Consider the following 9,198-nt stretch of genomic DNA (forward strand, 5'->3'; position numbering starts at 1 on the left):
AATTAGTGCACATTCTCGAAGCCGTTATTTTATTGATGACGCTGGTCGTATTTTCCAACGTTGTCGATCATTTTATTCCAGCTGTTCCAGTCAGTTTGATTCAGGTCGTCTTGGGCCTGGGTGCCGCGTTAGTGATGCGCGTGACTATCCCACTTGAAACTGACTGGTTTTTGCTGCTATTCATTGCCCCATTGCTTTTTAATGATGGACGACGGTTTCCAAAGCGGGAACTGTGGAAGCTTCGGGGCCCCATTTTGGCCAATGCAATTGTATTGGTTTTTTTGACGACCATTTTGGGTGGTTTCTTATTTCATCTCATTATTCCAACCATGCCGTTCTCCGTTAGTTTTGCCCTGGCGGCAATTTTGTCGCCGACCGATCCGGTGGCGGTTCAATCAATTTCAAAGCGTGCCAAGCTGCCGGAAGGAATCTTGCACATCGTTAGTGGTGAAAGTCTGATCAACGACGCCAGCGGTTTGATTGCCTTTAAATACGCGGTTGCCGCGACAGTCACCGGGGTGTTTTCAATCAAATCGGCTGCCATTGACTTTATTTACATCAGTATCGTTGGGTTTGTGAGTGGAATCTTGATCATTGCCCTGATTTTGATGATGGAAAATTGGCTGTATCGGCAAGGTATTAACGACGTGATTTTTAGTACGGTTTTGCAGGTCACCACGCCATTTGTGGTTTATCTGGTTACTGAAGAATTCTTTCATGCTTCGGGGGTTATTGCGGTGGTTGCAGCCGGGATTATTTTTCACTTTTACGGGACTGCTCCGGATCGAAGCCAGCCCGAACTCAAGCTGGTCAGTGAGAAAACCTGGGATATTATCATTTATACACTGAATGGAATAGTCTTTTTGATTTTGGGAATTGAATTGCCGTTAGCAACCACCAACGTCATTCAAAACAATAAGATTAACACCTTTGCGGCTTTAGGGATTTCATTTGTGGCCTGGCTGATTCTCTTGGCAATTCGGGTCTTTTGGATTTATACTTACCAAGCCGTCAGCAGTTTGCGGTCACGAAAAATCAAGTCTTTGAAAACTAAACAGATGCCGACGTTTAAAGCAGCTCTTTTAGCCGGGCTTTCAGGCGTCCGTGGAGCCGTTACAATGGCCGGGGTGCTGTCAATTCCAATGACCATTGACGGTGGCAGTCCGTTCCCATCCCGATCTTTAGCGTTATTTGTGGCCGCTGGCGTGATTATCATTTCACTGGTAGTTGCAACCATCACACTCCCACTGATTTCCGAGGACAAGGCGCCGTTGCTTACCCGGGCAAACGCGACGGATGATTCCGATGATTTGAATCCGAATTCATCGGACACCGACGAAGATACCCATTACATCTCTGAAGATGAAGCACGGGTCTACATTATGAAATTAGCCGTCCAGCGAATTGAAGAAGAACGGCGGCCCAGCAATCAAAAAGAAGCCTTTGATTTAATCCTTGATTATCAGTTTTTGATTCGTCGACTCGAATTGAAGCTTCAGGACAAAAAGGAAATGGATTCAATCATTTCAGATGAACTGGCCTTACGACGGGTTGCACTCCGTGGCGAACGGGCTGCCGTTCAACAATTGTTTGACGACCAAAAAATATCCAGGCAGGCGTTTTTGATTGCCAACGCGAAGTTACAGCGACTGGAAAATCAAATGATTCGATCAATTGGCCATAAGATCAAGTTAGGCCACGGAACCGCTCGAAACTTCGTGAAGCTTCGTAACCGGATTGCCCTTTGGATTATTCGCCAAAAGACCGATGAGGATATTTCTGATGAATTGTCATTAATTCAACGTGAAGAAGCGAAGGCGGCAATTTCTGCGTTATCGGCGTACTTTGCCCGTGATGATATCGATAACCAGCGGTTTGACAGTCAATCTGTTTATCATCTAATCGTTCATTATCGAAATCAAATTGAACTGGCAAAGGATCACTCCCAAAAACAAATTCAAGATCAGGCAATGAACTATCAGAACTTGCGGATTAAAGCCTTAGCGGCTGAACGAGAGGGTGTCCAAGTGCTGTTGGAACAAGGAAATATCGATTGGGCTATGGCAGCGCACCTCAGACAATACATTAATTACTCGGAAACAGTGTTAATCATGGATTATCAAAACCAATAGGGGGATTTCAAATGAACGACAAGGGATTAGTCAATTTTAGAGACATTGGCGGCATTCAGGTTCCAACAGGCACGCTGAAACCGAGATTTTTCTTCCGAAGTGGCGCAATATCCGGATTAAATCAAGTTCAGTCTTCGTTTTTGAAAGAGGCTTGTCGGATTCGGGATATCTATGATTTTCGAAGTACGGATGAAGTTCAACAAGCTCCTGACACCACCATTTCAGGAACCGATTATATCCATTTGGATATTTTATCTGATAAGACGGCGAATGGTGCCAGCTTGGGGGCGATGATCACAAGCGGAAATCAGGTCCGGCAAAACATGCTTAAAACATACGAATCAATTGTCTTGAGCCAATCCGCCCAACGGGGTTATCGTGAATTCTTGCTGGGGTTGTTGCAGGATCACCAACCGGTTTTATTTCATTGTTTTGCGGGAAAGGATCGAACGGGATTTGCGGCCGCAATCATCTTGAAGATTGCCGGAGCCAACAATCAACAAATTATGGCGGATTATCTATTGACCAATCAGTTGCGAACAAAGGCCAATCAAGCCCTGTTAGATCAGTTTCGGGATCAGATGACCGAACAGCAGTTGGATAATCTCCACACCGCTTTGATGGTCGATGCCGATTATTTGACCCACGCACGAGACGTATTATTAAATCAATTTGGGACATTTGATCATTACTTGACTGATGGACTCGGATTACCCAGTGATTTCGTTGCAGAATTCAGGAACTTGTATGTAGCAAATTAAACATTCGATGTGATCAATTTGGATAAAAAAATAGGCCTGGCGGCAAAACGTTGGTTTTGTCACAGGCCCTTATTTTTGATTTGATTCATCATTTTGGTTAATGTGGGGTCGGTTACCCGAATTTTGAATGAGTTTCAAGGTGTAGTAGAACACCAATTGAACAACGGTCAATAAAATAATGAAGATAATTGCCGGTCGACTCCACATATTCATCAGCGGTCGAATGAATAATTCAGGTGTGAGGAATAAATAGATCGTGTGAATTCGTAAAAAACGACCGATAAAGATGCCGACGGATGCCAAAAAGGTTAAAACGATGACAATACTGTGTTTAAATACCAGGTTCTTTGCGTGGAGCCTGGCTGCAATGGCATTTGCAATCGTATCGAGTCCCCAAAGTCCCAGCAAGGTTGAAAAAATAGTTGAAGTTAGCAGCAAGGTAAATTTGAGCCACATAATGTCGTCCAACCTGAGCAATCCATTGGTGCCATAAGGATTCAGTAACGACAAGTGGAATAAGTCCGTTAATAGGTAGGGGGTGTTTGGATAAAATAGCAGCCAGACAACCACCAGCAGCCAGAAAATAATGATGTTTTTAGGCTTGAAATTGTCGATATGAAAGCTCAACTCAATTGGGATATATGCCAAAAACGTATTCAGCACCAAGAAGTTGAACGGGGGCTGTTTTAGATATGAATATAGAATTGTGATCCAGACTAAAAAACACACCCGGACAATCCATTTATTTGTTCGACTCACGACCATTCCCCCTATCACTATAATTAAACTATTTTTTTCGGATAAATACCATCAATAATTCTTCTTTAAGAACATTTTTAATGATTTATTTAAACATGGTGGTTAATGAAGAATGATTATATGTTTAGGTGGGGAGAATGATATAATAATTTTTGAAAACTAATTAAGGGAGAGCGCAATGAACTGGTCAGAAATATTTACGGTACATAATTTTACAAGCCTTATCGATATTCTAGCGGTTTGGTTTCTTATTTATAACCTGCTTTTGATTGTCCGAGACACCAAAGCAGTCCAGTTACTTCGGGGGATTGTGTTTATCCTGGTCATTAAAATCATCAGCGCCTACACCGGGCTTTCCACGTTATCCTGGATCATGGATCAGGTCATCAATTGGGGGGTTATTGCCCTTGTGGTTATTTTCCAGCCGGAAATTCGGCGGGGCTTGGAGCACCTTGGTCGCGGATCGATTTTTGTGAAGGGTAAAAAGGAAAATGAAGATGCCCAAAAGATGATTACAGCACTGGATAAAGCGATTCAGTACATGTCTAAACGCCGAATTGGGGCGCTAATGACCATTCAAATGAACACCGGGCTGGAAGAGTACATCGAAACCGGGATTGATTTGGACGCCGACGTTAGCGGAGAACTGCTGATTAACATTTTTATCCCCAACACGCCACTCCATGACGGGGCCGTGATTATTAAGAACAACCGGGTTGCGGCAGCTGCTGCATACTTGCCATTGTCTCAAAGTAATCTGATTCCAAAAGAACTTGGGACTCGGCATCGGGCAGCGGTTGGGATTTCGGAATTGACTGATGCGATGACGGTGGTTATTTCTGAAGAAACCGGCGAAGTCTCCATCACCCAAAACAACGAGTTGTTACGGGGAATGACTCGCGACGATTACTTGAAGTATTTCAAGAATCAACTGTTCACTGACGAAGACGATCAGCCCCACAAGAACTTTATCAATGCTGTATCGAACTTTATTGACAATCATTTTAAAGGGGGCCGGTAATCATGAAACAATGGCTCTTTAAAAATTGGGCGTACCGCTTACTATCGTTATTCTTTGCGATCCTATTATTTATGTACGTCGGCAGCACACAATCCAGTACCACTAATAACCGGTCTGGTGGCAGCACGAATTCAACGTCCTTGACATCGGATCGGACCCAGACGTTTTCTGTGCCGCTTTCATTAACGGTTAACAGTAATAAATACTTTGTAACCGGGTATCCTGAGAAAGTCAAAGTTCATTTGACCGGGCCTTCCGCTTTGGTGACCACCACGGCAAACACCCAGAATTTCAAGGCGTACGCTGACCTCTCCAAGCTTGGGGTTGGCGAGCACACCGTTCGGATTCAGCAGGACGGATTGAATAATGATTTGAGATATCGGTTTGAACCGGCTACAATAAAGGTTGATATTCAACCGCGAGAAACGGTCACTTATCCGTTAACCGTTCAGTATTCAAAACGAAATATTGCTTCCGGTTATCAAGCAGGGCAGGCGAATGCTGACGTTAAGAACGTCAAAATTACCGGTGCGTCTGATCAGATTAACCGGATTAAGTCGGTTGTCGCGCAGCTGAACGTACCGCAAAACGCCAAGTCGTCGATTTCGAGTCAGGCGATCATTGAGGCGCTTGATTCCAAACAAAATACGGTCAACGTTGTCATTACACCGGCAACGGCTGATGTGACGCTGCCGATTACACCTGGCAATAGTAAGGAACTGCCGATCAAGCTTGAGCCAAAGGGCGTGACTGATGACAATGAAAGCTTCACGTTGACGTCGGCCACCAAACGCGTTCGAGTATTTGGGACGAAAGTTGAATTGTCCAAATTGAGTTCCGTTAAGGTTGAAGTCGATACCAGTGACGTCAAGAAGACAAGCACCAAACGGGTTGTCTTGGATGCCAAGCTGAACAACGTTAAGGGCTTTGATCCTGAAAAAATTACGGTTAAGATTACAAGAAACAATTAAGCCCAAAATTATATTTAATTGAAATGAGGAATTTTTACGATGAAGTATTTTGGTACTGATGGTGTCCGAGGAATTGCCAATAAGGAACTTACGCCAGAACTTGCATTTCGATGCGGCCGTGCGGGTGGTTATGTGTTAACGCACCATTCCGAACGAAAGCAGCCCCAAGTATTGGTTGCCAGAGATACTCGAATTTCTGGCCAGATGCTTGAAGAAGCATTAATTGCCGGCCTACTGTCTGTTGGAATTGAAGTTTTGAATTTGGGAATTGTGACCACTCCAGGCGTTGCTTATCTGGTCAGAAACCAGGAAGCTGACGCGGGCGTTATGATTACCGCATCTCATAATCCAGTGGAATATAATGGCATTAAATTCTTTGGTGCGGATGGCTACAAGTTATCCGATGATCTCGAAGAAGAAATTGAAGGCATTTTGGAACGGTCAGAAGATATTTTGCCAAGACCAGCTGCAGAAGGGCTGGGCGTTTCCGGTGACTATCTTGAGGGCAGCCAAAAGTACATTCATTTCTTGGAACAAACCATCTCAGAAGATCTGTCAGGGATGAAAGTCTGTGTTGATGCGGCGAATGGATCAACCAGCAAATTGGTAACCACCCTGTACGCGGATTTGGGCATTGAATTTGAAACGTTGGCCACCAATCCCGATGGCTTGAACATCAATGACCACGTGGGGTCAACTCATCCCGAACAGCTCCAACAATTTGTTTTGGACGAAGGTGTCCAAGCTGGAATTGCCTTTGATGGTGATGGTGATCGCTGTATCGCAGTCGATGAAAACGGCAAATTAGTCGACGGGGATGCCATTATGTATATCTGTGGTAAATATATGGCTGAACGCGGCCGGTTGAAGAAAAACACGATTGTGACCACAGTTATGAGCAACATGGGCATGTACAAGGCCATGGAACGAGAAGGCATGACCAGTGTCAAAACGCAGGTTGGCGACCGCTACGTGGTTGAAAAGATGAATCAAGACGGCTATAACCTTGGCGGTGAACAGTCCGGTCACATTATCTTCCTTGATTTCAATACAACCGGTGACGGGATGTTAACCAGCCTTCAGTTATTGTCTGTGATGAAATCAACAGGCAAAAAGCTCTCGGAATTAGCTGGTGAAATTAAGAAATATCCGCAAAAATTAATCAATGTTAAAGTTACCGATAAGAAGCATTGTCTTGACAATGAAAAGGTCAAAGAAGTGATTGCCCAGGTCGAAGAAGAGATGCACGGTGACGGCCGCGTGTTGGTTCGACCAAGTGGGACGGAACCACTCCTCAGAGTGATGACCGAAGCACCAACCCAGGATTTAGTCGATGAGTATACGAAGCGAATTGCCGATGTGGTTCGAGACGAAATGGGTCAGTAAGGTTCATTGGTTGGGCGATGACAAGTGAAATCGTCTGAAATTAATTTCATCATTTACGATATTTTAACAATGGGGTACTGTAAGCGAAGCGAAAGCCTTGCATCAGTGCCTTTTTATTTCGTGAAAATGGGGTCGGTGTTTCGTAGTATATTAATTTTTAAGATTTCCTATACCATTTAGCATCTTTTGTTGACTTTTATCTTGAAATTAGGTAGATTATACGTGTTATAAAAATATTAAACGTTAATATTCTGTATATACCAATTTAAAAAACGTTGAGGAGAAAACTAAAATGTGTGGAATTGTTGGAGTAACTGGAAATGATAATGCTGTTTCAATTTTATTGGAAGGGCTTGAAAAGTTGGAGTATCGTGGCTATGATTCAGCCGGCATTTACGTTAATGATTTGAACGGCAATGATTACCTCGTTAAACGCAAGGGACGAATTTCAGAATTGGAAGCTGCTGTTGGCCCTGAAGTTCACGGATCAGTCGGAATTGGCCATACCCGTTGGGCAACTCACGGTGTTGTGAGTGTTGCCAACGCGCATCCCCAATACTCTGAAGATCACAGATTTTACTTGGTTCACAATGGTGTGATTGAAAATTATAAAGAACTCAAAGCGAAGTATTTGAGCAACACAACTTTCGCCAGTCAGACCGATACGGAAGTGGTTGTTCAATTGGTTGACCGCTTCGTTCAGACTGAAGGGATGACTACCAAGCAGGCATTCTTGAAGACGTTAAGTTTGCTTGAAGGCTCATCATATGCATTTTTACTGATGGATAGTACTGATCCTGAAACCTTGTACGTTGCCAAGAACAAGAGCCCATTATTGATTGGGGTTGGAGATGGCTGTAACGTTGTCTGCTCAGACGCATTAGCGATGTTGAATGTGACTCATGATTTCTTGGAATTGCATGATGGCGAAGTTGTCACAATCAAGCCAGACTCAGTTGACATTGAAGATCGTGACGGCAACAAGGTTGAGCGTAAGAGCTTCCACGTTAACATGGATGCTCAAGAAACTGACAAAGGCCCATACCCATATTACATGCTTAAAGAAATTGATGAACAACCAAACGTGATGCGTAAGTTGGCTTCACTATATACTGAAGAATCTGGCAAACCCAACGTTGATTCTCAATTGATCAACGCAATGAAGGAAGCCGACCGTTTGTATATTGTTGGTGCCGGTACCAGCTACCATGCCGGTTTGGTTGGAAAGAAATTATTTGAAAAATTAGCTCACGTTCCAACTGAAGTTCACATTGCTTCTGAATTTGCCTATGATAATCCACTGTTGTCCAAGAAACCATTCTTCATCTTCTTGTCACAAAGTGGTGAAACGGCTGACAGTCGAGAAGTGTTGGTTAATGTCAACGCCAATAACTACGAGAGTTTAACCATTACCAACGTTGAAAACTCGACCCTGTTCCGTGAAGCAACGTACACGATGTTGCTTCATGCCGGTCCTGAAATTTCCGTTGCATCTACCAAGGCTTATACCGCCCAAATTGGGGTGGAAGCAATTTTGGCCAAGGCACTTGGAGAAGCCAAAGAGCAAACCATTGCCGAAGAATTTGATATTCGTCAGCAGTTGGGCTTGGTTGCGACTGGGATGCAAGCGATTATCGATGAAAAAGACCTCATTGACGATCTCGCTAAAAAGTATTTTGTACCGGCTAATCGGGCGTTTTACATTGGTCGAGGCATTGATCAGACGGTTTCACTGGAATCAGCTTTGAAGTTAAAGGAAATTTCTTATGTTCAAGCTGAAGGATTTGCTTCCGGAGAATTAAAACATGGAACCATTGCGTTGATTGAAGAAGGCACGCCGGTTGTTGGCATTATTACGCAAAAACGAACTGCCAACTTGACCCGGAGCAACCTTCAAGAAACAGAGTCCCGGGGTGCTGCAACCTTTACAATTGTTCGAAACGGGCTTGCACAAGAAGGCGATACGTTGGTCATTCCAGATGTTAATGAATTGATTACGCCACTCCTAAGTGTTGTGCCAGCGCAACTGATCGCTTACTTCACCAGTTTGAACAAGGGATTAGATGTCGATCGGCCACGAAATTTGGCTAAGAGTGTCACAGTTGAATAGGTTTGCTTAATAACCGTTTGGTTTAAGACGAGGCTGGGACAAAAGTCTCAGCTCACGC

General features: G+C 43.9%; 7 protein-coding genes. 6 read left to right on the top strand and 1 reads right to left on the bottom strand.

Going from position 1 to position 9,198, the window contains the following annotated elements; genetic code table 11:
• The first annotated feature begins 5 nt into the window (after positions 1-5).
• Together FC51_RS06900 and FC51_RS06905 are read left to right on the top strand one after the other, a co-directional pair.
• Positions 6-2,132, top strand: coding sequence for a cation:proton antiporter (locus tag FC51_RS06900; RefSeq protein WP_057910526.1), 2,127 nt, complete (start codon positions 6-8; stop codon positions 2,130-2,132).
• Between the two features lie 11 nt (positions 2,133-2,143).
• Entirely contained in the window at positions 2,144-2,893 is a 750-nt protein-coding gene (locus tag FC51_RS06905; protein ID WP_057911246.1) for a tyrosine-protein phosphatase, read from the top strand.
• A 69-nt stretch (positions 2,894-2,962) separates the two neighbouring features.
• On the opposite strand, the gene FC51_RS06910 is transcribed toward FC51_RS06905, so the two are convergent.
• On the bottom strand, positions 2,963-3,658 hold the full coding sequence (locus tag FC51_RS06910; protein WP_057910524.1) for a DUF1361 domain-containing protein: 696 nt from the start codon (positions 3,656-3,658) through the stop codon (positions 2,963-2,965).
• A 172-nt stretch (positions 3,659-3,830) separates the two neighbouring features.
• Here FC51_RS06910 and cdaA point away from each other — a divergent pair, with 172 nt between their 5' ends.
• The 4 genes from cdaA (at position 3,831) to glmS (ending at position 9,140) form a co-directional block, all read left to right on the top strand.
• Positions 3,831-4,673 (top strand): diadenylate cyclase CdaA, encoded by an 843-nt coding sequence (cdaA, locus tag FC51_RS06915; RefSeq protein WP_057910523.1) that lies wholly within the window; start codon positions 3,831-3,833, stop codon positions 4,671-4,673.
• A 2-nt stretch (positions 4,674-4,675) separates the two neighbouring features.
• Positions 4,676-5,644: a CdaR family protein gene (locus FC51_RS06920; protein ID WP_057910522.1), complete on the top strand. Its 969-nt coding sequence runs from the start codon at positions 4,676-4,678 to the stop codon at positions 5,642-5,644.
• A 39-nt stretch (positions 5,645-5,683) separates the two neighbouring features.
• Positions 5,684-7,030 carry a phosphoglucosamine mutase gene (gene glmM, locus FC51_RS06925; RefSeq protein ID WP_057910521.1) on the top strand — a complete coding sequence of 449 codons (1,347 nt, stop codon included), beginning with the start codon at positions 5,684-5,686 and terminating at the stop codon, positions 7,028-7,030.
• Positions 7,031-7,322: 292 nt separating this feature from the next.
• Entirely contained in the window at positions 7,323-9,140 is a 1,818-nt protein-coding gene (glmS, locus tag FC51_RS06930; protein WP_057910520.1) for a glutamine--fructose-6-phosphate transaminase (isomerizing), read from the top strand.
• Positions 9,141-9,198: the final 58 nt, after the last annotated feature.

Source organism: Lentilactobacillus parabuchneri DSM 5707 = NBRC 107865 (assembly GCF_001435315.1).
In the GTDB taxonomy this organism is placed as follows: domain Bacteria; phylum Bacillota; class Bacilli; order Lactobacillales; family Lactobacillaceae; genus Lentilactobacillus; species Lentilactobacillus parabuchneri.